The organism is Aeromonas sp. MR7 (assembly GCF_963899385.1).
Taxonomy (GTDB): Bacteria; Pseudomonadota; Gammaproteobacteria; order Enterobacterales; family Aeromonadaceae; genus Aeromonas; species Aeromonas bestiarum.
The window spans coordinates 47301-70143 of sequence record NZ_CAWQXH010000032.1 but is presented as its reverse complement, the minus strand read 5'-3'; the positions used below and the strand labels follow the sequence as shown (position 1 = coordinate 70143).

Sequence of the window (22843 nt, the reverse complement as noted above, 5' to 3'; positions counted from 1 at the left end):
TTAAGGCGCGAAACAGAATCGAGAATTCCATGCAAGTTATCGACTATCTGGTTACTCAATTGCGCGACAGCGCGCGTTACAACTCTCAGGTGCAGGTACCGCCCGCAGTGGTGCTCTGGACCGATGAAACCCGGCAGTGGCAAGCTGCCATGCCGATTATCAAGCGCTATTTACCCGAGCTGCTCGAGCTGGGGGATTATCGACCCGCCGAGCGCACCGGTCCTGCCATTTGGCTAAAATGCATGATTGCAGGTACTGCATCAGAGCAATCCCTGCCTACTGATACCATCCCGATCCTCTATCTGCCCGGCGTCAGTCGCAAAGATTTGCGTGCCATCGACCAATGCTCTCTTGCCTTGCAACCTCTTGCCGAGTTGCAATATCGCGGCTGCTGGTGGGCCTATAACACCGCCGGTCGTGATTGGAGCGTGGGCTCTTTTTTAAGTAATCCCAAGGTGGGGTTGCAGCTCGATGTCGCCAAAGATGGTAAAACCCAGCAAGCGTTGCTTGAGGTGTTGCCTGATCTGCTGGAAGCCCAGGCCGCCAGTTTGCAGGGCAAACGGTTAGAAACCAGCGATCTCTATGCGTTGGCGGGGGGCGACCCAATCCGCAATGTGCTGGCTTGGCTCAATGAGCCTGAGGCCATCCAAAAGGAGTGGCAGCAGAGCAACCGCTGGCAGCACTTCTGTGGTCAGAGCCAAGATGCATTTGGCGTTGATCCTGCCAACATTGAGATCTCCTCGTTGTTACCGCTGCTGTGTGATGCACAGGGACCTTGGCATGCGGTGTGGGAGCGTTTTAACGAGACCGCCGCACACCACTCTTCATTGATTAAGTCACTGCATCAGGTGCCGCCCAGCGAATTGCTTTTTGAGTCAGCCCGTTATCCCTTTTGCAATCAGCATGAAGAGCAACGGCTGGCGCAGATGCTCACCACCTTGGTTAACGAGGAGGTAGCAACCATTCGTAACCACCTGGCGTCGCTTAACGCTGAGCATGCAGCCCGGCGTGAGTGGTTGTGGGCAGGGATCGGACTCTCGCCTTGGGCAATGTTGCTTGATCCATTAAGCCAGTTAAGTGAACTGACTCGTCAACCATTGGGTGGGCCGGATATTGAGACCATGGCCAGCTATTACCAGGAGAAGGTATGGCAGACCGATGATCTTGCCCTGCAGGTGATGGCCTTGGCGAGCGATAGCGCCATGGAGCAGGTGGCCGCCGCGCTGCTTGGCAAACTCTATACCCCTTGGTTGGAAGCGGTGACCCTGCACTTCCAGCACTTGGTGAAGAGCCAGGGTTATCCGGGTGGTCAGGGAGCGCAAGAACCGATCGGAGCATACCAGGGGGCCAGTACCGTACTCTTTTTTGTCGATGGGCTGCGTCTTGATATGGGCCATCGTCTTATGGATCTCTTGGCGCAGGCTAACCTTCATACCACCTTGAAAACCCGCTGGAGTGCCCTCCCTAGTCTGACGGCGACAGCGAAAGCGGCAGTGACGCCCCTTAGCCCCTTGTTAAGCGGGGGTCTGGAAAGCGACAAATTTGTCCCGCAATTTGCCGACAGTGGGGCTGATTTCTCGAGCCATCATTTCAAGAAAGGGCTAGCCCAAGCGGGTTGGCAATATCTGGAAGGGCACGACTGTGGAGAGCCAGAACAAGGTAAGGCTTGGGTACAGTGTGGTGACCTGGATAATCTTGGACACGAGCGTCAGCAGAGCCTGCCGAAATTCATCGATCATGCCTTAAAGGGAGTGGTTGAGCGGATTGTGAGTCTGTTGGATGCCGGTTGGACCAGGGTACATGTGGTGACCGACCATGGCTGGTTATGGAGTCCAGGGAAGCTACCTAAAGCAGAGCTGACCAAACACATGACGGAACTGCGCACGCCACGCTGCGCCATTTTGAAAGGTAATGGCCAAAGTGATTACCTGCAATGCCCCTGGCATTGGAACCCTGCAGTGCGAGTAGTGATGGCCCCCGGGATCAGTTTGTTCCAGGCGGGGGATTACTACAATCACGGTGGTGTGAGTCTGCAGGAGTGTTTAACGCCAGAGCTGATTGTATCTAACAACAATAAATAACAATGAACGGAGGCAAAGGGATTTTATGAACAAAGAGCGCAATACTGTTTTTGATACGGACTTTGTCTCTGTCTTTGGTACTAAAATTGCAACCCTGTATAAGGAGGCTATTGAGTATCAACAGGTACTGCCAGACGTATCTCTGACGCGTTTTAGACAAATATTAGAACTGTGGTGCACAGAACTGGCGAGGAAGAACAATCTCTATGGAACAGACGATTTAACACTGCGTGACTTTATCGACTTTCTGTACAGTGAGCGTATATTTAGTCGGACTGTCAAAGATAATCTACATAAGGTAAGGCAACTTGCAAATAATGCAGTACATGCCAATAAAGAGTTGCCGCATGATAGTCAGCGTAATGAACTAATATCGTCATTTGTTCAAGCAAGATCATTGTTTAGTTCATTGTTAACGGACTTATCTGAGCCGCTCTTATCATCTACCACTAACGTGGTAATTATTGATGGTGAGTTAAAAATTGTTGAAGAAAAAGAAATGATATACAAGGCGTTCTTTTCCGACAATGCAAAAGATAAGTTTTTGGGCGGTAAGGCAATCAGTGCTCTTCATGATGCATACTTTCAAAAGCTACCCACTACATTTGTAACTGAACGTCAAAATATCCATCTTTCGAGTCATGATGAAATTGCCTTGCAATTGTATTTAGCTGCGATCGAACTGGATGCTGAATTAGATAAAGTGTCAGTCAATTTATGGTGTAACAAAAAAGAAAGAGAAGAGCTGGTTCATTCTAGAGCAAGGCCTGAATACAACTATGAATTTGCGTTATTAGTTGCCGACAGGCCGGATGATGACCCCTATAAGCAGAGAGCATTCACCGCATTAAGGTCTGCCGCAAGGAAAAATCATCAACCTTCTCAAGCGTTACTTGGGGCTCTTTTATATAATTCTGGGGCTTATGTTGAATCCTTCAATTTACTAAGGCCAGCAAGTCTAGATGGTGACTTGTTGGCATTGAGACAACTATATTTTTATTATAGTGAAGGCAAGGCCTGTGATAAAGATATGTTATTGGCAACTGAGTATGCAGAGAAAGCAATTGAACTCGGATGTACTCAGACGATGTATGCCTATGGTAGGGATTTATTCGAAGGAAATAATGTAGGGCTAGATAAGATAAAAGGCAGTGAGGTGATAAAGAAAGCAGCAGATATGGGAGATAAACAAGCAACTACATATAGCCAGATGCTTATAGAAAATGATCTCCCTAAAATATTGGCTGATGGGTTTAGTAATATTCTTGATATTTTTAATAAAAGATTTTTGACTGGTAGTGGGTTCGTTGATTTTGAGGATGGGAGAAAGATTGGTGTAAATGATAAATGTCCATGTGGTTCAGGTAAAAAATATAAAAAATGCTGTAAGATATAACCTCTAAGAAGGCAGAGAAGGGTCTCTGCCTAATCTTATCTAAAGATTGATTGATTAGCTATTTGTGACTCAGTGACATGCCTATCTTTGTTTCCATCACTTACATCTTGAATTACTCCGCGCTTAAAAAAAACGATGATGGTATCATTATAGTCAATCTCTAGGACCGCAGATAACTCAATAAGGTCATCTTCATCCATGGTGCGCTTATAGGCACTCTGTTGCCGTGATAAGTTATATACACTGAAAATTGTCGCCATCAATCGCTTGCTATCTGTGCTCTCACCACCACCAGGATTGACAACCTGGTTAAATACTAATGGCTCACCCTGAGCAAGGGTTCTAATAAATGATAAAGTTCGTGCTTTGGCACAACTATCGGTAAAGTCATTGTAGGTGGCGCCATTGACCCACTGTGCCTTGATCCAGTTTTGATGTTCCCCTCGCAAAGCCCGGCCACTTTTTATAAACGGTCCGCCGTCTTTAAGATACTCATCTCGAATAAGTCTGATAGCTTCTAATTCATCGTTATCGAGTTTGTAGTCGCTAAAGTCTGGCTCAATTTCATGCAGTTTTGCTGGGACTATGCGATAACGCTCAGTTAAATAGATAAACTGGTCTGGCTGGATAGTGGTTTTTACGGAATGTTCGACACTACTGCTAATGGTGAGACCACGGTCAAAACCTGCGACATCATAAAGCTCGCAGATATGTTCAAACTGAGCGTGTAAGGTTGAAAAGTCACAGTGCTCAGATTGAGACTAAAGATGATCCAGTAATTCACTGTATGCACCGATCGCATCAAGGTTAGTATAATGGATTGCCTTGATGTTGTTATGGTAGGCACATGCTCGACCAATATTGGCTTGGACGATTTCCGCTATATTTGAGATGGTGCTATCCCAGCTGTTAATTAGCTCCTCTTTCATTTTGGAACCGAAGTTTATTCCTGCTCGAAAGCCAGCCACAGTAATGGCAATGAGTTTACTATCAAAGAGGCTGGCCGCATCATAAGCGTATTTGAAGTCTTGAATCGAGCTAATTTCATGTTCTTCGACGCCAGCTAGTTTTTGGCCAATAATAAAAATCTGGTCCTCTGCAATGCCTTGCTTTATCAGTATGGCTTTCACTGAAGCTGCAGCACCACTTTGTACCCTAACGACGCTCCAACCAGGGCCTTGATGTTCAAGAAATTGTCTGACGAATCGTCTTCGTAATAGCGAGTCTTGGCAAAAATCGCGCTGTGTCGGATCGAGCTTCACGATCTGATGATGCTTGTGCATACTCCGAATACCGTGGTAGTCAGAGCTTGTTTTGTGAAATACCAGTTGAGTGTGGTACTGATGTTTTAGAATTGAGTCAGCGCCAGCGGCATAGAGAGCGCTAAAAGGTGTTGCAGAGATAAATGCAATCTTACAATCGCTATTTTCACTATCAAGGTAATTGAATACATCGCTGTAGCGAACGCCATCTTGATGAGTGCCGTAATGGCATTCATCAATGATGATCAATCGTGGTTGTTGATGCTTAAACTCGGATGCCAGGGTAAGCCTGAAATTCGTGAAATTACTCACGACCATGTTGGGGCATGCAGCGAAGTCAGATTTGGCTTGCTCTAACAGAGCAAGGTCAGCCATCGTGACCAAGTACAAGGTATCTTTTAACTTGCGACGCTCACATAAATCACTGTCAGATAGTGAATTCCGCTGCAGACAACTGAGTGCTAAGGCAATACCAGACTTTCCTGATTGCATCTCTGCCGCGATGACCACTGCTCTTGATCCATTATCGAAATGACGAAAAGCACGCTGCGCCGCATTTATCTGATGTGAGAAGGTATTACCAGATAGTGCTGATGCAACTTTTTCTCTATGCCGTGTTACCTGATTGTTCATGTGATTATTTAACTCACTGAAGCGTTGCGCTGTTGCTCAGAAAATTGCGACTCATCATGGATGATAGTTTCATTTTCTGGCAGTTCATTGGCGGCGGCTTTCATACGGCTTGCCTCGGCATTATATTCCCCACGCTTATAGAGTACGAACATGGTGTCATCGTGCTCTATATCAAAATGATCACACATTTCATGAACATCATCTTCAGTCATGACCCATTTTCTGACATTGTTGCGTCGAGACATGTTATAAATACTGAATATGGTTGCTGTGACGAGATTTTGCTCCGTGTATTCACCAGAACCAGGCATTACAATGGTATTGAACTCTAGTGGTGATTTATCATCTAGTTGCTTTGTGAACTTTATAGTCCTTTCTTTCATCGTACCCTCTTTTAGGGCTTTTTCTTTATTATCATAAGTATCGCCATTGACCCATTGTGCTTTCACCCAGTTCTTCTTGGCTCCACGTATTGCACGAGAAGACTTTACCGATGGACCAGAATCTCTGAGTAGCTCTTCACGTAGCAGTGCTATGGCCTGCAGGATTAATTTATCCTCGGTGTGTTGTGTGAAGTCGTAATCAGAATCAAACAGCTTGGCTGGCACGGCAACATAACTGTCTGTCATGTAGGTTTCAACATCACCTATGGGGCGACGCCGCTTGTTTTTGACGGTTAATCCTACATCCAAACCATTAACATTAAACTCTTGACATACATCTTCAAAAAATTCTTTGAGACCATCAAAATCAGAGGCGGCGTGTTCACTGGTATTCTTATCAAGGTAATCCAGGATTGCCCCATAGGCTTGTGCCGCATTAAGGCTTGTGAAGTGATGTGCTTCTCGATTGTCATGGTACCCACAGGCTCTGCCAATGTTAGCTTGTACCACAGCTGTGACACTGGTTACTGTGCTGTCCCAGGTGGCAATGAGCCGCTGTTTCATATCTTGACCAAAATTAATCCCAGCGCGGCAGCCAGCAACAGTAATAGCAATGAGCTTTTCGTCAAAGTCGATGCACTCATCGAACTCTTTTTTAAATCGCTCAATGGTAGTTAATTGGTCTTCTGGGACACCACTGAGATCTTTGCCAAGAATATGAACATTCTGATCTGCAAATCCGGCTTGGTGAGGATGATGTTCTCCCCATCCAGCGGTTGCACCAGCAAGTCGCTGAAAAAGCGTAGCGCCTCTTCGGGGGCGACGGGTCGTTGTGCCAGCGCCTTGGTCTGGACTTTGAACTCATCCCAATGAGAAAGCCCCAGCCCGAGCGGCTCTTTGACGGCAGCCGCATCGAACTGAGTGGAGTGGGGTACCTTGATGGCACCGGTAGCACCGCGCAGTGCCATCTGCAGGGTGTTGTTGCAGACCACTCGCAGCGAGGTGAACTGCGCCGTGGTGCAGAGCGTGCCATCGCAGCTGGTTGCCAGCAGCAGATAGGATTTAACCAAGTCACCGCCTGATAGCTTGAGATCCTGACCGGTCTTGGCCAGTGCCCACAGCTTGCGGCCGCCTTTAAGCGAGCCTGCGGTCTCCAGCTCAAAGCCACCGGCTTCCACCAGATCTTGATAGAAGTGCAGCACCTCGTGAGGCTGTACAACGTTGTAGCGGCTTGAGACCACTGACAGAGGGGCGAGGGTATCGGAGCGATAAGCACCTTGCTGTCGCTGTAGGGGCGGATATGCAGCGCGTCAGAGGCGACGTTAAACATCACGTCGCTCTGCTCGATGGTCCAATCCATCCCGGCTGCCTGTAGCCAGATATCGAGGGATTGTTGCGGGGGCAAGACATTGCCAAGGCCATGCCAAGGGGTTTGGCCAGTGTAGGCCATGGTGTCGATCAGGTGAGCCATGGGAGATCTCCAATGAAAAAGGGACTGCATAGAGCAGTCCCTTGGGTAGGTTCATGGAGATAATATATATCCGAATTTAATTAAAATAAGACTCATTTACCTTTTTAGGTTTCTAGCTATGGAATGCGCGCTGTGGTACCCCAAGCCAAAAACGACCAAGGGGTTGGCACCATGACGATGCCAACCCCTTGTTTTATATGGTGCTCCCGACTGGAGTCGAACCAGTGGCCTGTCCCTTAGGAGGGGACCGCTCTATCCTACTGAGCTACGGGAGCCTTGTGGCGGGCATTATACAAGAAGCCGCTCCCTTTTAAACCCTTGATTCTTATTCCAATACTGCCAAATCCCCGATCTGGATGTTAAACGGCGAATATTTGTTCTGACTGCTGATGATGGCGCCGTCCTCGAATACCTGTACCACTTCGAACAGGCCGTCGGCCGGGTTGCGCATCATGCGTGACTTGCCATAGGGGTCGATGAAGTCGGCGCTGTGCTGGATGCGGAACTGATCCCCCAGCCTGACGCCGTTGCGCCGGCCCAGGTTGATGTGGGGGCCGCGTTCGTTCTGGCCTATCACCCGGGCGGTGACCGGGGCGCAGTTGAGCTGGGCTACCAGATCCTGCACCGCCTCCTGCAACTGATAGTTCACCTCCTGGCCATAGCTGGACTGCCAGAACTGGCCGCTGCTGCTGCCTATCTGATCCCGCTTGCCGAAGGTCCAGTTGGCGCGGCCCTGATACTCCTTGCGGCTGAGCAGGCTGCCGTTGATGCCGTCGAACAGGTAGAGCTGCATGCGAAAGTTGCGGATGGGGTCTTCGTACCAGCTGGTCAGCTGGTTGCCCTGGGGCTCGATGGAGAGGTCATCTATGCTGCCGAGCACCAGATACTGGCTGTCGGTGCGCAGGCTGAGGGCCTTGATCTCCTCGAGGGCGCTGCGATCCCCCTGTTGCAGGTGGAGCGGGTCTATGCGCAGGTTTTCGTCCAGCCACTGGCGCACGGCCACCCCTTGCGGCGCGTTGGCCAGGGTCTCGAACATGCGACGGGACAGGTTGGCGGGCATGTCGTCGAGGGCGCCGTAGCTCGCCTGATCCGGGTAGCGCAGTCGCAGCCTTACCAGCGTCAAATCCTTGGCGTAATGCTGGGTCTGGCAGATCTGGCGTTCGGCCTGGATATCGGCCTGTACCGTGATGTACATGCGGCCGTTGCGCACCTCTTCCCGCTTGAGCCGGTACTGGCGGATGTCGCCGCCGGAGCGGATCTGGATCTGCTCGGAGCGCAGGCTGCCGTTTTCCAGACGCTGGATGCTGGAGACGGCGGCGCCGCTCGCCAGCAGGGCCTGGCGCAGGGCGTCGCGGGTCGCCTGCTCGCGGGCATAGACCTCGTCGCCCCCCAGGATGGCGGCACTGCCCTGGGCTTCGATAAGCTCTGCCCGGACCGACAGGCTGGCCAGCAGCAGGGTTAACAGCAGCGGTAATTTCATGACAAACACCTTGAATATGCGGGTCGGCCCTCTCACCCCTGTTGAAGTGATGGCACCGGCCGATACAGACCACAGAACCGTGCGTTGCACAGCACACCGCAAATAATTAGCAAGATCCATGCCTCATTCCCGACTCAAGCTTTGGCCAGCCGAACCGATAACGAATCAGGTGCAGATACAGGAAAGGTATCCATGAACAAACTCTTCACGGCGTTGGCCCTCGCGCTGGCTCTGACCAGCTGTGGTTCCGACCCCATCAACCGGGAACAGGGTGATCCTCGCCAGGCCGCTGCTGGCATGGAGCTCAACTGGCTGGTGGCGCGCATGACCGATCAGCTGATGGAGCGCAAGTCGCTCACCACCCTGACCGAGCCCATCGCCGTCTCCTCCTTTGTCGATCTCGATACCCTGCAGGACACCAACTGGATGGGGCAGCAGATCGAGGAGAGCTTTATCTACGAGCTGAACCGGCGCGGGGAAGTTGTGGTGGATTTCAAGATGACCGGCAGCATCAAGGTGACCCCGCAGGGTGATTTCGTGATGAGCCGCAACTACCGGGATCTCTCCCCCCGGCTGCCCATCTCCCGCATCCTGACCGGCACCTTCAGCCGCAATGGCAAGGGGATCCTGGTCAATGCCCGCATCATAGATCTGCGGACCAAGATGGTGGAGACCACGGCCCAGAGCCTGATCCCGCAACAATACCTGTTCGGCGCCAACAATTCGTTTGGCCGGGCATCCATCAATCGCGGTTACCTGATGCGCGACAGCCAGGCTCGTCCCGGCGGCCATCTGGTCAATCTGACCCCCTGACAAGGAGTGAGCGCAATGAAGATCCTGTTCGGATGCCTGCTGGTCCTGCTGCTGACCGCGTGCAGCGGTGGCAATCGGGTGGTGAACTACGGCGGCGGCAACAACAAGCCCGATGACTTTCCGGTGCTCAAGGCAGTGGGTTACGCGGTGATCGACATACAGCCGGGGCCCTCCCAGTCCGAGAAGATGTTGCAGGCCATTCGCGCCTCCAAGATGGATGCCTACCGCGAACTGGCGGAGCAGCTCAATGGCCAGCAGGTGCGGGGCCAGAGCAGCTACAAGGACTTGACCCAGACCTCCAACTCGCTGGACGTGTCCGTGGCCGGCATGGTGCGTGGCGCCCGGGTGGTGGCCTCCTATCCCCGTGGCAATACCTATGCCACCGAGATGGAGCTCGATACCCGCGCCCTCTACAACATCAACCAGTTGATGGCCGGTCAGTTCTGACGGCGAGGCAGAAAAACAAAAGGCGAACATGATGTTCGCCTTTTTTGTTGGCAACGGTCAGTTGCCCATCAGTACCGGCGGCACTGTGGTCGGCTTGACGTCTTCGCTCGGGTAACAGCCCAGCACCTTGATGTAGCGGGTGATCTTGGTCAGCTCCATCAGCGCGGCCTGCATGGCCGGGGTCTGCAGGTTGGCGGACACATCCAGATAGAACATCTCTTCCCAGGGGTTGCCCTGCACCGGCCGGGATTCGAGCTTGGTCATGTTGATCTCGTTGTTGCGCAGCACCAGCAGCGCCTCCACCAGGGAGCCGGGCTTCTGGGAGGTGGACATGATGAGGGTGGTCTTGGCCGGAATTTGCGGTGCCACGTCGATGGGCTTGCGCGCCACTACGATGAAGCGGCTGTAGTTCTCCTTCTGGTTGGCGAGCTGCTCGGCCAGCACGTCCAGTCCGTACAGCTCACCGCCGGCCGCGCTGCCGATCGCCGCCGCCTCCGGACTTGCCAGCTCTTTCACCTTCATCATGGCGCTGGAGGAGGAGTCGCAGATCTCGTGGCGTGCCCCTTCCAGCTTGCTGAGGTAATGGGAGCACTGCTGGAATACCTGCGGGTGGGCATAGAAGGTCTTGATGCGGCCCAGTTCGGTCGGCACGGCGGTCAGGATGCAGTGCTCGATGGGGTAGGTCAGCTCACCGACGATGGAGAGGCTGGTGTGCTGCATCACGTCGTACACCTCGTTGATGGAGCCCGAGCTGGTGTTTTCGATGGGCAGCACCCCGAAGGCGGCACGGCCCGACTCCACCGCATCCAGCACCTCGCGGAAATTCTGGCAGTTCACCTCGATCACCTGATCCTTGTAGCGGGCCAGGTACTTGCGGGCGGCGAGGCTGGAGTAGGAACCGCGCGGTCCCAGGTAGGCGACGCTGGTCATCGGCTCCTGCTGCTCCGGGTTGAGCAGGCTCTGCAGATAGGCCTGCTGGGAGAGCACCGAGTCTTCGATGATGGTGTGGTAGATGCGGGTGATGTACTGGGCATCCAGCCCCAGCACACGCCCTTTCTGGATCAGGGCGACCAGCAGATCCTGCTCGCGCTGGGTGTCGCGGATGGGACGGGGATTGGCCTGCTTGGCACGGGCGACCTCTATGCTGAGGGTCTTGCGCTTGGCCAGCAGGGCAAGCAGCTCCTGATCCAAGCGGGTGATGTCTTGTCTGATCTCGTCGAGCGTAGCCATGGTGGTTCCCTATCCAAATAATCGAGTGTGGTAGCTGCAAAAAAAAGCCTCCGCTAGGGGAGGCTCGATTCGTCTTTGCTTTCTGTTCATGCGACGACAGGGCCTTCCCTCATGTGGGCCGGATAAACGAGAAAGCAAAGAGGAATGGTGCGTGCATGGGTCTGGTCCTTAAAATATCGTCATAACCATTAAGGGATTTGGGCCTGGGATGCAAGTAAAACTTGCCCGGGGGAGGTGAACGGGGCAGGGTATTTGCGTGTGCCGACGGGCTGTTCAAGCGCCATGTTGCGGCGGTTGGCTCGGAGGCAGAGGCATCAGGAGGAGGTCACAATGGCGATTATTTTCGATCTGGGACGGGTGGTGGTGAGCTGGGATCCGGTAGCCATAGTGCGCTCGGTGCGAGGGCCTGACGACGCCGAGGCGCTGGCGGAGCGGCTGTTCAACCACCCGGACTGGCTGGAGGTGGACCGCGGCACCCTGTCGCTGCACACCATGGCTCGCCAGGCGCAGGGGCGCACCGGCTTGCCAGCGGCCCAGAATCTCGCCATTTTGCAGGCGGTGCCCGCATCGCTCCTGCCGGATCCCGCTATGCTGACCCTGATAGAGACGCTGCACGGGGCGGGCCACCGTCTCTATGCGCTCTCCAACATGGGTCATGCCAGCATCGACTGGCTGGAGCAGCACGCATTCTGGCGCTTCTTCAGCGGCAAGGTGGTGTCGGCGCGGGTACGTATGATGAAGCCGGAGCCGGATATTTATCGCTATCTGCTGGTGTCGTTCGACCTGAAGGCCGACGAGTGCTTGTTCATCGATGACAGCCCCGCCAACGTGGCTGCCGCGCAGGCGCTGGGGATCGGGGGGCTGGTGTTTACTGATGTGCCCAGCTGTCGTCAGCAGCTGCTGTCGCTGGGCTATCTGCCCGGTTGAGCCGACAGTCTGGAGTGCTCAAGGAGACGTTATGGAGCATGGCCGGTTTCGCAATTGGTTGAGTCACTATCCGGATGCCGGCCTGCTGATCGCCTGCCTGGATGGCAGCGGTTACCAGCTCTGTGTCGAGGTCGACGGCGAGATGCAGTGCCTCACCGACAGCGAGGAGGGCAGGCTGACGTTCGGCTCCCTCGAGCAGGCGGAGGGCTTTTTGCGGGCCCATCAGGTGCATCAGGCGAAACTGCGGATTTATGATGCGCAACAGGATGAAAATGAGGGTAATTGGCAGGAGATGATCATTAAATTCTGATTTATCCCTCTCCTTTAAGGGTTTATTCAGGATTGTTGCGGCACAATGGCGACCAATTCATCATCCGGTGTAGTCGTTATGGATGCCAATATAGTTGTGCTGAATCGAGGATACGATCAGACCTTTCAGGCCAGGGAGCAGCAGCTTGTCGAGACCCTGGCCAGCTACGGCGAACTGGTGGTCTCCTTCTCCGGCCGACTGGAATCCTGCTACAGCATGGATTTGTGCCGCGCCAGCGGGGTCCGGATCCGGGCCCTCACCCTGGACAGCCCGACCCGCAGCCGCAAGGAGGTGGCGCGGGCCAAACGCTACTGCCAGCGCTACGGCATAGAGCAGAGAGTCATCAAGACCGACGAGATGATCTTCTGCGATCACCTGCGTCACCTCAACGAGGTGATAGACCCGGTACGCTACATCTGCCATCTCACCGCGCTTGAAACCGACTGGAGCCATCTGCCCATGCTGCTGCCTGCCCCGGTCGAGGAGTTGCAGGAGTATTTGCGCCGCTTCGGCAGCCTGCCGGCCAACACCCTCTGGCTGTTTGCCAAGCAGGGCATGACCCACAGGGACTTTCGTTACGGCTTCAACAAACGGCAGCTGGGGCGTTGGGGCAAGAGCGCCCATGGCTGCCTGAGTCGTCGCTTCTCCGATCCCGAGCTGGTGGACAAGCGCCATCTGCGCATGGTGGACATGGCGGAGCAGATGCTGGCCGACATGGGGCTGGAGGAGGCGCAGGTGTTCTTTCATACCCTTTCGGATCAGGCGACCACACTGGCACGGGTGCGCGTACCGCTGCGGCTGCGTGCCCAGGCATTCGACCTGCAACCGGACATTCTCAATGCCCTCAAGAGCACAGAGTTCGATCTGGTGACGCTGGACATGGTGCAGGAGGAGGATCGGCAGGAGCTGGCTTGCTGACGGCGGCGGCAGAGGGCAAGAACGTGAGTCGGGTCATAGGCAAGTCGGAGCCGACTCTTTATACTGACGCCCTTTTCCATCGACGCCGAGCCATCACCCTATGAAACCCTTGTCCCGCCTGCTGGTTGCCCTCTGTCTGTCGCCCTTGCTGGCACAGGCTGCGCCCCTGACCCAGGTCACCCTGCCGGATGGCCGCCAGGTGCAGCTCAACGATGACTTCACCTGGGAATACCTGCTGATCAAGCCGACGGCGAGCGGTGAGGTGGTCACGGGCGCGGTGGCCGTCCCCGTGCTGACCGAGCAGGCGATGACCAATCCGGATCTGCTGGCCCAGGCGGTCAAGGACGGGATAAGCGTCAAGCTCGACAAGATTGAGGGCTCGGATCCCCTGTCGCTGCAATTTTTGGTGAGCAACACGGGCAGCCGCAGCGTGGTGCGGGTGCGCGGCAGCGTCACCCTGTTCAGCGAGCAGGGTGCCCAGCTGGTCAAGCAGGAGGCCCGTTTCTGGGTGGGCGAGAACCGCCTGCCGGAGTCCTACCTGCGCAAGGGCCAGCAGCGTCCCTCCCTGGTGCTGGAGATGCCGCGCCCGGCCGGTCTGACCGGCAAGCCCCTGGTGCGGGTCGAGATTGAGGAAGTGGAGTTCCGCTAACCCCTCGCCACACAGACACCAGCTGCCAAACAGGCTCCATCACCGAGCCTGTTTGGGTTCAATTGTTAATCCGGTAACCGCCAGCAACAGTTGCTTACATCTGACATGATTTGGCAACAGCTTGCCGCTCGGCATTCCCCCTCCTGCTCGGCACAATGGTTCCATTCCAGCTAGGTCTCAACTAGCTCAACACGTGGAGTCATCAAAATGAAAAAAGTGGCACTTTCTGTTCTGGTTCTGGCCGGTTTCGCTTCTACTTCTGCTCTGGCACAGGATGCCTTCAGTTACGCCAAGGGCGGCCTGACCTGGGCACACACCAAGTCCGACTACATCGGCGGCAAAGACGGCAACAACCGCGATTTCGGTGGTCTGAATCTGGATCTCTCCAAGAGCTTCGGTTCCAACTTCTACGGCCGTCTGGGCAGTGAATACACCTCCCGCAACGATGGCAACGACAGCATGGGCCTCTCCAGCCTGGGTCTGGGTGTCTACACCCCGCTCAGCACCGGCCTGAACCTCTATGGTGAAGCGGGTCTGATGGGTTACACCATGGAGCGCCAGCTTCAATCCAACGTGAACAACACTGGTTGGGACAACATCACCCGCAAGAACAGCGGCAGCATGTACGGTGAAGTGGGCCTGCGTTACGACATCGGCGCCGTCGAGCTTTCCACCGGCTACCGCTACGCCAACATGACCGACGACATGCACGATTTCAAAGTGGGCGCCGCCTACAAGGTGAGCCAGAACCTGGCCCTCACCGCCGATTACACCTACCGCAAGTGGGACCTGCAACAGGGTTCCATCTCCAGCCTGGGTGTGAAGTACAGCTTCTAATCCTGTTTCCTGTAGTGTCTTCATTTTTGCCCATGACGTTTGTCATGGGCTTTTTCATTTTCTGGTGATCCTATTTTCGCCCTTGTGCCGTATCAGTCCGCAATAGTTATACAACTTTCTTTTCTTTGTATAACTGCTATAACTGAACTCAGGCTTATACAAGGAGCGTCAACATGTACAAGATTAAAGTCGGTATCAGTGCCTGCCTGCTGGGACAGGAAGTGCGGTTCGACGGGGGCCACAAGCGCTCCAGCTTCTGCGAACGGGATCTTGGCGCTCACTTCGATTACCACCCCGTCTGTCCCGAGATGGCCATCGGCCTGGGAGCGCCGCGCGCCGCCATCCGGCTGGTCAAACGCCATGGCGAAATCCGCGCCGAGGCGAGCAACGGCAGTTTCGATGTCACCGAGCAACTGATCGCCTTCAGCGAGCAGAAGGCTCGCCAGCTCGACTTCATCTCCGGCTATATCCTCTGCGCCAAGTCACCCAGTTGCGGCATGGAGCGGGTGCGCATCTATGGCGCCAACAATGAGGGGAGTGCCAAGGAGGGGATTGGCCTGTTCGCCAAGGCGTTGATGGAAGCCAACCCCCTGCTGCCGGTGGAAGAAGATGGCCGCCTGTGCGACCCCATACTGCGGGAGAACTTCGTGCTGCGGGTCTTTGCCTACCACGACTGGCAGCAGCTCTGCGCCCAGGGGCTCAGTGCCGCGGCGCTCATCCGCTTTCACTCCCGTTACAAGTATCTGGTGCTCTCCCATGCCACTACCCACTATCGGGCGCTCGGCAAGCTGCTGGGCAACCTCGGCAAGGCCAACCTGCAGCAGGTGGCCGACAGCTACATCAAGGGATTGATGGCTGCCCTGACCCTGCGTGCCAATCGCCGCAGCCACACCAATGTGCTGATGCACCTGCAGGGTTACTTCAAACGGGTACTGACCCCCTCCCAGAAGCAGGAGCTGGCAGACACCATAGACAAGTACCGCACCGGCATCTTCCCCTTGCTGGTGCCGCTGACCCTGATCCGCCACTACCTGCGGGAATACCCCAACCCCTATCTGGCGCAGCAGGTCTATCTCAATCCGCACCCCGATACGCTCAAGCTGCGTTATGGGCTCTGAGTCCAGCTTCGTGGCCCTGGTGCCTATCCGGTCACGCAAGGTCTATCTGGACCTGCACCCAGATACGCTGAAGCTGCGATACGGGCTCTGAACCCCAGTGTTGCGACCCCGGGCCCGCATCAGGGCCGGGGCGCCCATACCCTGTTGAATGGAATTAGCCATGTCAGATTTACCACAAGATGATGTCACCAGACCGGATGAGGGGATTTACCCCATTCGCGATGTCTCCCGCCTCACCGGCGTCAATGCGGTCACCCTGCGCGCCTGGCAGCGACGCTACGGGCTGGTGCAGCCGGCCCGCACCGAGAAGGGTCACCGCCTCTATAGCGAGCAGGACATCCGCCAGATAGGCGAGATCCTGAGCTGGCTGGAGCGGGGAGTGAGCATAGGCCAGGTCAAGGGATTGCTGAGCGAGCCCCAATCCCAGCTGGTGAGCGATCACTGGCAGCAGACCCTGGAGCAGCTGTGCCAGTCTGTGCTCGCCCTCAGCCAGCGCAAGGTGGAGGCGCAACTGAATGACCTGCTGGCGAGCTACCCGTTCGAGCTGGTGCGCAGCCGGGTGCTGCAACCCCTGGTGGAGCAGTTGCTCGGCCTGTGGCGCGAGCGTCCCGATGGCGAGCTGCTGCAGCAGGTGTGGCTGGGCTGGCTTCATACCCGCTTCGCCCGCCACCTGATCGAGCAGGAGAAGGGCGTGCCGATCACCTTGGCGAGCTGGGGCCAGGTCGGCCCCCTCGATCTGGTCTGGTCTGCCTACGAGCTGATCGGCCAGGGTTATGAGGTGCAGTTGCTGGGGGCGGTCGAGCCGCGCCACCTCGCCCTGCTGGAGGGGCGGGCGACCACTCCCTGGCTGGTGCTGCTGGGGGCCGGGCTTGGCAAGCCGGATCTGGCCACCGGCTGGCCGACAGGCACCCGCTTGTTCGGCGAGCTGGGGCGCCTCTATGACACGGATTGGCTGGCGGCTCACGGCTGGCAGCCCACCCTTGCACAGGTTTCTTTGGACCAACCGGCAGCCCGTGGCGGCGCCGTGCGCGGGAGCAAGACCCCATGAAGCTGGTCTGGTTTCGCAATGATTTGCGCCTCGCCGACAACCCGGCCTTGCGACACGCTTGCGCCGAGACGGGGGAGGTAGCCGCCCTGTTTGTCATCTCCCCGACCCAGTGGCGACAACACAAGATGGCCCCCATCCGTCAGCGCTTTATGCTGGCGCAGGTCGATGCGCTGGGCCGCGAGCTGGCGGCCCTCGGCATCCAGCTCCATCTGCTGCGGGTGGAGACCTTTGCCGAGCTGCCGGCGGCGCTGGCGGCCCTGAGCCGGCAGCTGGGTGTCACTCATCTCTATGCCAATCAGGCCATCGAACTCGATGAGCAGCGCCGTGACCAGGCCGTCACCGCAGCGCTGGCGGAGCAGGAGACAAGTTGCCACTGGTTCAACGGCTGCTGCGTGCTGCCGCCGGGCCGGGTGCTGACCGGTTCGGGTGAGATGTTCAAGGTATTCACCCCCTTCAGCCGTGCCTGGCTCAAGGCGCTGGAGGAGGATGGCTTCGTCATTCACAGAGCCCCCGCACCCCGGGGCGAGCCGCTGCCGTGGCAGCCGCTGGCAGAGCGGGAGTGGGTTGATGAAGCATTGGGTGAGCTGACGGCTGATCCCCGTTGGCCCGTGGGGGAGGCGGAAGCCGTTCGCCGTCTGCACGCTTTTCTGGAACAGGCGGTGCTCGACTATGGCGAGACCCGGGACTTTCCGGCGCACGCGGGCACCTCCATCCTCTCGCCTTATCTGGCTGCCGGCATCATAAGTCCGCGCCAGTGCGTGGGGGCGCTGCAACAGCGGCTCGGTTACCGGCCCCAATCCAAGGCACAGCCCGGTTTCGTCTGGCTCAATGAGCTTGTCTGGCGCGAATTTTATCGTCACCTGCTGGTGCTGGTGCCGACCCTCTCCATGAACCTGCCGTTCAAACCCGAGACAGCCGCCTTGCCCTGGGGCTGGGATCCGGAGGCCTTGGCCGCCTGGAGCGAGGGGCGCACCGGCTATCCCATCGTCGATGCGGCCATGCGCTGCCTCAACGCCACCGGCTGGATGCACAACCGGCTGCGGATGATAGTGGCGAGCTTCCTGACCAAGGATCTGCACATCCACTGGCGGCTCGGAGAGGATTACTTCATGAGCCAGCTGATTGACGGTGATCTGGCGGCCAACAATGGCGGCTGGCAGTGGGCTGCAGGTACGGGCGCCGATGCGGCCCCCTACTTTCGGGTGTTCAATCCCACCACTCAGGGGCAACGATTTGATCCACAAGGAGACTTTATCCGTACCTGGGTAACTGAACTTGCCGATGTCCCCGCCGCCTATGTGCACCAGCCCCATGACTGGTTGCGACTCAAGGGAGGAAGGGGATATCCGGCACCCATGGTGGATCACGCCGTCGCCCGGGTGAGAGCCATAGAGATGTTTCGACACCTGGAGAAATAGGATGAACGCGCCGCTAGCCCGCTTTATTGCCCTTTACCAGCAACTGGACAAGCAGCAGTTGCATCGCTTGCCGGACGTCTATGCCGAGCAGGTGATCTTCATCGATCCGGCCCACCGTATCGAGGGGCTGACGGCGCTCACCGACTATTTTGCCGCTCTGTATCAGCGTCTCGCCGACTGTCACTTCGAGATCGTCAGCCAGCAGCAACAGGGTCGCGAGGCCTGGATAAGCTGGGTCATGACCTTCTCCCACCCAAGGCTCGGCGGAGGGCGGCCCGTCACTGTGGAAGGGGCGACCCGACTTGAGTTCGACGCCGCAGACAAGGTGTGTCTGCATCGCGACTACTTCGATCTCGGCGCCATGCTCTACGAGCAGTTGCCGCTGCTCGGATCTCTGGTGCGCATCATCAAGGGGAGGCTGGGATCATGAGCGGACGTGTGCTGATCACGGGGGCCAGCTCCGGGCTGGGCCGCCAGATGGCACTCGATTATCGGCAGGCGGGCTGGCAGGTGTGGGGCTGCGGCCGCGATGGCGATCGGCTGCTGGCACTGGGTCGCCACGGCATCACCCCATTGCAGTTTGATGGCCGGGATGCGGCTGCCATGGCAGAGGTGGCGGCCAGCCTGCCGCCGCTTGACCTGCTGATCCTCAATGCCGGCAGCTGCGAATACATGGATCTGGCAGAGGGGTTCGATGGCGAGCTGTTTGCCCGGGTGATCGAGACCAACCTCATCGCCACCGGCCAGGCGCTGGCCACCTTCCTGCCGCTGCTGGAACGCGGTGCCCGGCTCGCCATCGTCGGCTCCTCGGTGAGCTGGTTGCCGCTGCCACGGGCCGAAGCCTATGGCGCTTCCAAGGCGGCCCTCGACTATCTGGCCGATACCCTGCGTCTCGATCTCAGGGCCAGGGGCATAGCTGTGACCCTGATCCGCCCCGGCTTTGTGCAGACGCCGCTCACCGCCAAAAATGACTTTCCCATGCCCTGCCTGGTGACGGTGGAGCAGGCCTCTCGCACCATCCTGAGCGGACTGGCTGCCGGTCGTCACCAGATCCACTTTCCCCGCTGCCTCATCTGGTTGCTGCGCCTGCTTGGCGCACTGCCGGTGGGACTCTGGCTACGGCTTGGCAGCACGCTTGTTTCGAAAGGACGCCCTTCATGAAGAAAAAAATCGCCATCGTCGGCTCTGGCATCTCCGGGCTTACCGCCGGTTTTCTGCTTCACAAGCGCCACGACATCACCTTGTTCGAGGCGGCTCCCACTCTGGGGGGGCATACCGCTACCGTTGATGTCAGCCTGGCCGGTCGCAGCCATGCCATCGACACAGGCTTCATCGTGTTCAACGATCGCACCTACCCCCATTTCCTCAAATTGCTGGCGCGGATCGGCGTGGCGCGCCAGCCGGCCGAGATGAGCTTTTCGGTGAAGAGCCCGCAGGGGCTCGAGTACAACGGTCACAACCTGGATACCCTGTTTGCCCAGCGCAGCAATCTGCTGAGCCCGCGTTTTTACCGCTTCGTGGCCGAGATACTGCGCTTCAACCGGGAGGCCCGTGCCTGGCTGGCCGACGGCCAACGACATGGCGAGTGTCCCGCGCTGACCCTGGGGGACTTCTTGCAGGTGGGAGACTTTAGCGACTACTTCGCCCGCCACTACATTCTGCCCATGGGGGCGGCCATCTGGTCCTCCACCCTGGCGGACATGCGAGCCTTTCCGCTGGCCTTCTTCCTGCGCTTTTTTGCCAACCACGGCCTGCTCGATGTGGCCAACCGCCCCCAGTGGTACGTGATCCCGGGCGGCTCGCGGGAGTACATAGGCCCGCTCACCGCAGGCTGGCAGCCGCAGATCCGCCTCGCCTGTCCGGTGCAGGGGATCCGGCGGCAGGCCGAGGGGGTGTCGATCCAGAGCCGCTATGGCGAGGAGCAGTTTGACGAGGTGATCCTCGCCTGCCACAGCGATCAGGCGCTGGCCCTGTTGCAGGATGTCAGCGAGCGGGAGCAGGCGATTCTGGGCGACATGGCCTATCAGGCCAATGACGTCTGGCTGCATACCGATGCCAGCTGCCTGCCCAGCCGCCGCAAGGCCTGGGCCAGCTGGAACTATCAGCTGGACGGGGACGACGAGGCGCGTCCGCTGGTGAGCTACAACATGAACATTCTGCAGGGGGTGAACTCGCCAGTGCCCTTCTGCGTCAGCCTCAATCCCAGGGGCAAGGTGGACGAGAGCAAGGTGCTGCGCCGCTTCGTCTATCACCACCCTGTGTTCAATCAGGCATCCATTGAGGCGCAGCAGGCGCGGCTGGAGATCTGCGGCCAGCAGCACACCCATTTCTGCGGCGCCTACTGGTACAACGGCTTTCACGAGGACGGGGTGCGCAGCGCGCTGGACGTGGCCAGACGCTTCGGGGCCGAGCTATGAGCACTGCCGCCATGGCTCAGACCGTCAGCGCCATCTGGCAGGGCTCGGTGCGCCATCGTCGCTTCGCACCCAGGGCCCATGCCTTCTCCTACAGCCTCTTCATGCTGGGGCTGGATCTGGACGAGCTGCCGAGCCTAGGCCAGGGGCGCTGGTTCGCCGTGGAGCGGGCCGGGCTGCTCTCCTTTCACCGCAATGATTACCTCAAAGGCCGCGAGGGAAGCCTCAAGCAGGCGGTGTGGGACAAGGTGACCGAGCTTGGCGGCGCGGCCGAGCCGGACGGGCGCGTCTTGCTGCTCGGCAATGTACGCTGCCTGGGCTTCTATTTCAGCCCGGTCAATTTCTACTTCTGCTACCGGCAGGGGGAGGCGCGTTACCTGCTGGCCGAGGTGTCGAACACCCCCTGGAACGAGCGCCACTACTACCTGCTGGATCTGGCGGCGCTGGCGCCCCACGACAAGGATTTTCACGTCTCTCCCTTCATGGGGCTGGCCATGCGCTACCACTGGCGCATTCGCCCGCCGGGGCAGGAGACACTGATCCATATCGAGAGTCATCCTGTATCCGGGGAGGCCAAGCTGTTTGACGCCACCCTGGCGCTGAGCCGTGAGCCGCTGTCGCGCATGGGGCTGGTGGCGCTGCTCGCCCGCTGGCCCTGGATGACCCTGAAGGTGCTGCTCGGGATCTACTGGCAGGCCCTGCGTCTTTTTATCAAACGAACCCCCATCTTCACTCATCCGGAGAGCCGCTAATGGAACTTGTGCAATCAACCCTCTCTGCCTCTTTCATCGACAAAGGCGCAAGGCAACTGCTGCTGAATCTGCTGGGGCGTCTCGAGCATGGTCAACTGCTGCTGCGGGATGGCAGCGAGCGCCACAGTTTCGGTGTGGCCGGCACTGACCTGCACGCCGAGGTGGTGGTGCAGGATCCGGCCTTCTATCGCCGCCTGTTGCTGGGGGGCAGCATAGCCGCCGGTGAAACCTGGGTGGAGGGGCTCTGGACCAGCCCGGATCCGGTGGCGCTGGTGCGGCTGCTGGCCCGCAACCTGACGCTGCTCGACAGCCTGGAGCGGCGGCTCAGTTGGCTCAGTTTCCCCTTCAACAAGGCGCGCCACTGGCTCAACCGCAATACCCTGACAGGCTCGAGATCCAACATCGCCGCCCACTATGATCTCGGCAATACCCTCTATCAGGGCTTTCTCGATGGTCACATGCAGTATTCGAGTGCCATCTATCCGAGTGCCGACGCAAGCCTGGAGCAGGCGCAGCAGGCCAAGCTGCACACCATCTGCGAGCGGCTGGAGTTGGGGCCTGACGATCACCTGCTGGAGATAGGCACCGGCTGGGGCGGGCTGGCCATTTATGCCGCTCGCCACTACGGCTGCCGGGTGACCACGACGACCATCTCCCGGGCCCAGCACGACTACGCAAAGGAGTGGATTGCGCGGGAGGGGCTCGACGATCGCATTACCCTGCTGCTGGAGGATTACCGCAAGCTGGAGGGAGCCTTCGACAAGCTGGTCTCCATCGAGATGATAGAGGCGGTGGGCCATGCCTTCCTGCCGGACTATTTCCGCCAGTTGTCGCGCCTGCTCAAACCCGGTGGTCGCCTGCTCATTCAGGCCATCACCATAGCCGATCAGCGCCACGCCCAGTATCTGCGCGGGGTCGATTTCATCCAGCGTTACATCTTCCCCGGCGGCTGCCTGCCGAGCGTCTCCCAGATGGCGGGCTTGCTGGCCCGCGAGACCGACATGCAGCTGGTGCGGCTGCACGATCACGGCCACCATTACGCCCGCACCCTGGCGCACTGGTGCGAGCGTTTTCTGGCGCTGGCCCCTGAGCTGCCGAGGCTCGGCTACAGCCAGGATTTCATCCGGCTGTGGCACTTCTACTTTGCCTATTGCGAAGGCGGCTTCTGGGAGCGGGCCATCAGCCTGGTCCAGCTGGAAGCGGCCAAACCGGGCCCCCTCGGCTGGTCGGGGGATCTGCCAGTAAGCGGTCACTGA

22 protein-coding genes, 1 tRNA gene, 1 pseudogene and 1 other annotated feature are annotated in these 22843 nt (G+C 57.5%); of the genes and pseudogenes, 17 read left to right on the top strand and 7 right to left on the bottom strand.

All coding sequences use genetic code 11. From position 1 onward, the window contains the following. Positions 1-29: 29 nt before the first annotated feature. A complete protein-coding gene (pglZ, locus tag AACW87_RS14915; RefSeq protein ID WP_241325382.1) occupies positions 30-2081 on the top strand; it encodes a BREX-1 system phosphatase PglZ type B in 2052 nt (683 codons plus the stop codon). A gap of 25 nt (positions 2082-2106) precedes the next feature. Further along, entirely contained in the window at positions 2107-3477 is a 1371-nt protein-coding gene (locus AACW87_RS14910) for an SEC-C metal-binding domain-containing protein (protein WP_241325380.1), read from the top strand. A 35-nt stretch (positions 3478-3512) separates the two neighbouring features. Here AACW87_RS14910 and AACW87_RS14905 read toward each other — a convergent pair whose 3' ends face one another. From AACW87_RS14905 to AACW87_RS14880, 6 genes and pseudogenes are all read right to left on the bottom strand, one after another. Then, positions 3513-3926 carry a hypothetical protein gene (locus AACW87_RS14905; RefSeq protein WP_241325378.1) on the bottom strand — a complete coding sequence of 138 codons (414 nt, stop codon included), beginning with the start codon at positions 3924-3926 and terminating at the stop codon, positions 3513-3515. Positions 3927-4238: 312 nt separating this feature from the next. Beyond that, a complete protein-coding gene (locus tag AACW87_RS14900) occupies positions 4239-5372 on the bottom strand; it encodes a DEAD/DEAH box helicase family protein (RefSeq protein WP_241325376.1) in 1134 nt (377 codons plus the stop codon). Positions 5373-5380: 8 nt separating this feature from the next. Then, a complete protein-coding gene (locus AACW87_RS14895) occupies positions 5381-6319 on the bottom strand; it encodes a hypothetical protein (protein ID WP_241325375.1) in 939 nt (312 codons plus the stop codon). Positions 6320-6495: 176 nt separating this feature from the next. Beyond that, a pseudogene (locus AACW87_RS14890) lies at positions 6496-7226 on the bottom strand (DUF932 domain-containing protein); the annotation flags it as partial. A 198-nt stretch (positions 7227-7424) separates the two neighbouring features. Beyond that, a tRNA-Arg gene (locus AACW87_RS14885) sits at positions 7425-7501 on the bottom strand. Positions 7502-7551: 50 nt separating this feature from the next. Then, on the bottom strand, positions 7552-8706 hold the full coding sequence (locus tag AACW87_RS14880) for a flagellar assembly protein FlgT (protein WP_098984889.1): 1155 nt from the start codon (positions 8704-8706) through the stop codon (positions 7552-7554). A 192-nt stretch (positions 8707-8898) separates the two neighbouring features. Here AACW87_RS14880 and AACW87_RS14875 point away from each other — a divergent pair, with 192 nt between their 5' ends. Next, positions 8899-9519, top strand: a complete 621-nt coding sequence (locus tag AACW87_RS14875; RefSeq protein WP_043139910.1) for a FlgO family outer membrane protein — start codon at positions 8899-8901, stop codon at positions 9517-9519. Positions 9520-9534: 15 nt separating this feature from the next. Continuing rightward, a complete protein-coding gene (locus AACW87_RS14870) occupies positions 9535-9966 on the top strand; it encodes an LPP20 family lipoprotein (protein WP_043139908.1) in 432 nt (143 codons plus the stop codon). A 57-nt stretch (positions 9967-10023) separates the two neighbouring features. Here the strand turns inward: AACW87_RS14870 and pheA are convergent, their stop codons facing one another. Beyond that, complete coding sequence (gene pheA, locus AACW87_RS14865) at positions 10024-11196, bottom strand: prephenate dehydratase (protein ID WP_043139906.1); 1173 nt, start codon at positions 11194-11196, stop codon at positions 10024-10026. Between the two features lie 38 nt (positions 11197-11234). Further along, positions 11235-11357 (bottom strand) — a sequence feature (Phe leader region). A 169-nt stretch (positions 11358-11526) separates the two neighbouring features. Here pheA and AACW87_RS14860 point away from each other — a divergent pair. The 13 genes from AACW87_RS14860 to AACW87_RS14800 all read left to right on the top strand — a co-directional run bounded on the left by AACW87_RS14860 (position 11527) and on the right by AACW87_RS14800 (position 22843). Next, positions 11527-12123 carry an HAD family hydrolase gene (locus AACW87_RS14860; RefSeq protein WP_241325373.1) on the top strand — a complete coding sequence of 199 codons (597 nt, stop codon included), beginning with the start codon at positions 11527-11529 and terminating at the stop codon, positions 12121-12123. A gap of 31 nt (positions 12124-12154) precedes the next feature. After that, on the top strand, positions 12155-12433 hold the full coding sequence (locus tag AACW87_RS14855; RefSeq protein WP_043134374.1) for a DUF6482 family protein: 279 nt from the start codon (positions 12155-12157) through the stop codon (positions 12431-12433). Between the two features lie 45 nt (positions 12434-12478). Continuing rightward, positions 12479-13351, top strand: a complete 873-nt coding sequence (locus tag AACW87_RS14850; RefSeq protein ID WP_043554728.1) for a hypothetical protein — start codon at positions 12479-12481, stop codon at positions 13349-13351. Between the two features lie 100 nt (positions 13352-13451). Further along, on the top strand, positions 13452-14000 hold the full coding sequence (locus AACW87_RS14845) for a DUF3157 family protein (protein ID WP_065402276.1): 549 nt from the start codon (positions 13452-13454) through the stop codon (positions 13998-14000). A 207-nt stretch (positions 14001-14207) separates the two neighbouring features. Then, the gene (locus tag AACW87_RS14840; RefSeq protein ID WP_042867063.1) at positions 14208-14837 is read left to right on the top strand and encodes an outer membrane beta-barrel protein; all 630 of its coding nucleotides are present in this window, start codon (positions 14208-14210) and stop codon (positions 14835-14837) included. 173 nt (positions 14838-15010) lie between these two features. Next, positions 15011-15955, top strand: a complete 945-nt coding sequence (locus tag AACW87_RS14835) for a YbgA family protein (protein ID WP_241325372.1) — start codon at positions 15011-15013, stop codon at positions 15953-15955. 160 nt (positions 15956-16115) lie between these two features. Then, a complete protein-coding gene (locus AACW87_RS14830) occupies positions 16116-17003 on the top strand; it encodes a MerR family transcriptional regulator (RefSeq protein ID WP_241325371.1) in 888 nt (295 codons plus the stop codon). After that, positions 17000-18421: a deoxyribodipyrimidine photo-lyase gene (gene phrB / locus AACW87_RS14825; RefSeq protein WP_241325370.1), complete on the top strand. Its 1422-nt coding sequence runs from the start codon at positions 17000-17002 to the stop codon at positions 18419-18421. Before AACW87_RS14830 ends, phrB begins: the two co-directional genes overlap by 4 nt. A 1-nt stretch (position 18422) precedes the next feature. Next, positions 18423-18851: a nuclear transport factor 2 family protein gene (locus AACW87_RS14820; RefSeq protein WP_241325369.1), complete on the top strand. Its 429-nt coding sequence runs from the start codon at positions 18423-18425 to the stop codon at positions 18849-18851. After that, positions 18848-19582 carry an SDR family NAD(P)-dependent oxidoreductase gene (locus AACW87_RS14815; protein WP_241325367.1) on the top strand — a complete coding sequence of 245 codons (735 nt, stop codon included), beginning with the start codon at positions 18848-18850 and terminating at the stop codon, positions 19580-19582. The genes AACW87_RS14820 and AACW87_RS14815 overlap by 4 nt, the downstream gene beginning before the upstream one ends. After that, positions 19579-20838, top strand: coding sequence for an NAD(P)/FAD-dependent oxidoreductase (locus AACW87_RS14810; protein ID WP_241325365.1), 1260 nt, complete (start codon positions 19579-19581; stop codon positions 20836-20838). The genes AACW87_RS14815 and AACW87_RS14810 overlap by 4 nt, the downstream gene beginning before the upstream one ends. After that, entirely contained in the window at positions 20835-21587 is a 753-nt protein-coding gene (locus tag AACW87_RS14805; RefSeq protein ID WP_241325364.1) for a DUF1365 domain-containing protein, read from the top strand. The genes AACW87_RS14810 and AACW87_RS14805 overlap by 4 nt, the downstream gene beginning before the upstream one ends. Then, positions 21587-22843: an SAM-dependent methyltransferase gene (locus AACW87_RS14800; protein WP_241325363.1), complete on the top strand. Its 1257-nt coding sequence runs from the start codon at positions 21587-21589 to the stop codon at positions 22841-22843. Before AACW87_RS14805 ends, AACW87_RS14800 begins: the two co-directional genes overlap by 1 nt.

Coding starts and splice junctions, on each gene's coding strand:
- pglZ (WP_241325382.1), top strand. CDS start 30: ATGCAAGTTATCGACTATCTGGTTACTCAATTGCGCGACAGCGCGCGT.
- AACW87_RS14910 (WP_241325380.1), top strand. CDS start 2,107: ATGAACAAAGAGCGCAATACTGTTTTTGATACGGACTTTGTCTCTGTC.
- AACW87_RS14900 (WP_241325376.1), bottom strand. CDS start 5,372: ATGAACAATCAGGTAACACGGCATAGAGAAAAAGTTGCATCAGCACTA.
- AACW87_RS14895 (WP_241325375.1), bottom strand. CDS start 6,319: ATGAAACAGCGGCTCATTGCCACCTGGGACAGCACAGTAACCAGTGTC.
- AACW87_RS14880 (WP_098984889.1), bottom strand. CDS start 8,706: ATGAAATTACCGCTGCTGTTAACCCTGCTGCTGGCCAGCCTGTCGGTC.
- AACW87_RS14875 (WP_043139910.1), top strand. CDS start 8,899: ATGAACAAACTCTTCACGGCGTTGGCCCTCGCGCTGGCTCTGACCAGC.
- AACW87_RS14870 (WP_043139908.1), top strand. CDS start 9,535: ATGAAGATCCTGTTCGGATGCCTGCTGGTCCTGCTGCTGACCGCGTGC.
- pheA (WP_043139906.1), bottom strand. CDS start 11,196: ATGGCTACGCTCGACGAGATCAGACAAGACATCACCCGCTTGGATCAG.
- AACW87_RS14860 (WP_241325373.1), top strand. CDS start 11,527: ATGGCGATTATTTTCGATCTGGGACGGGTGGTGGTGAGCTGGGATCCG.
- AACW87_RS14855 (WP_043134374.1), top strand. CDS start 12,155: ATGGAGCATGGCCGGTTTCGCAATTGGTTGAGTCACTATCCGGATGCC.
- AACW87_RS14850 (WP_043554728.1), top strand. CDS start 12,479: ATGGCGACCAATTCATCATCCGGTGTAGTCGTTATGGATGCCAATATA.
- AACW87_RS14845 (WP_065402276.1), top strand. CDS start 13,452: ATGAAACCCTTGTCCCGCCTGCTGGTTGCCCTCTGTCTGTCGCCCTTG.
- AACW87_RS14840 (WP_042867063.1), top strand. CDS start 14,208: ATGAAAAAAGTGGCACTTTCTGTTCTGGTTCTGGCCGGTTTCGCTTCT.
- AACW87_RS14835 (WP_241325372.1), top strand. CDS start 15,011: ATGTACAAGATTAAAGTCGGTATCAGTGCCTGCCTGCTGGGACAGGAA.
- AACW87_RS14830 (WP_241325371.1), top strand. CDS start 16,116: ATGTCAGATTTACCACAAGATGATGTCACCAGACCGGATGAGGGGATT.
- phrB (WP_241325370.1), top strand. CDS start 17,000: ATGAAGCTGGTCTGGTTTCGCAATGATTTGCGCCTCGCCGACAACCCG.
- AACW87_RS14820 (WP_241325369.1), top strand. CDS start 18,423: ATGAACGCGCCGCTAGCCCGCTTTATTGCCCTTTACCAGCAACTGGAC.
- AACW87_RS14815 (WP_241325367.1), top strand. CDS start 18,848: ATGAGCGGACGTGTGCTGATCACGGGGGCCAGCTCCGGGCTGGGCCGC.
- AACW87_RS14810 (WP_241325365.1), top strand. CDS start 19,579: ATGAAGAAAAAAATCGCCATCGTCGGCTCTGGCATCTCCGGGCTTACC.
- AACW87_RS14805 (WP_241325364.1), top strand. CDS start 20,835: ATGAGCACTGCCGCCATGGCTCAGACCGTCAGCGCCATCTGGCAGGGC.
- AACW87_RS14800 (WP_241325363.1), top strand. CDS start 21,587: ATGGAACTTGTGCAATCAACCCTCTCTGCCTCTTTCATCGACAAAGGC.